The sequence below is a fragment of the Phyllobacterium sp. P5_D12 genome, from assembly GCF_054049495.1.
Window position 1 is genome coordinate 1 of the sequence record NZ_JBFUMG010001152.1, and the last position, 600, is coordinate 600.

Consider the following 600-nt stretch of genomic DNA (forward strand, 5'->3'; position numbering starts at 1 on the left):
TCTCCGGTCTGCCCGCCATGTCAGTCCCCGTGGCCGAAACGCAGAGCGGAATTCCTGTCGGGGTGCAATTGGTCGGGCGTTACGGAGATGAAGCCACTCTGCTGCGGCTTGCTCATACTATGGAACAGGAGTTGCATTGGGACAAACGTCGGCCTCCCATAAGTGCCGTATAGTTTCGGGCGCTATCAGGCACGATCCCTTGGAAGGTGCCTCCGCGTGTGCGTAGGCGTTTCTTGGCGGAACATGTTGTTTGGCAGACCCTGGGGCAATCGGCGTGCACAAATCACCATTCGCCAGCAGTACCGATTTGAACGTTGATAGTGCTGTGTCGCAAGTCCAGCATATGATTGCATCAGTGAGTCATGAGAAGAGCTACTTGAGAAATTAGCAATGGAGAGCTGAATCGTCTATTTCCGACGCATCACCCAGCTGTTAGTGACAACAGGGGCGAGCGTTCAAATTCGATCATGGAGATCATTGAGCGTTTTCCCGACGTCGAGGGATTGTAGACTTTAAGGCAAGAATCATAATCGAAAAAAGCGGCTATTATCGGCATTTTCAAACGAAGGGTTGTTGGTAGGTTCCAACTTTGTACAAGCG

General features: G+C 51.7%; 1 protein-coding gene. It reads left to right on the plus strand.

Annotated elements, in window-relative coordinates; translation table 11 throughout:
- Positions 1-17 precede the first annotated feature (17 nt).
- Complete coding sequence (locus ACXJ5O_RS29230; RefSeq protein ID WP_457302952.1) at positions 18-173, plus strand: hypothetical protein; 156 nt, start codon at positions 18-20, stop codon at positions 171-173.
- Positions 174-600: the final 427 nt, after the last annotated feature.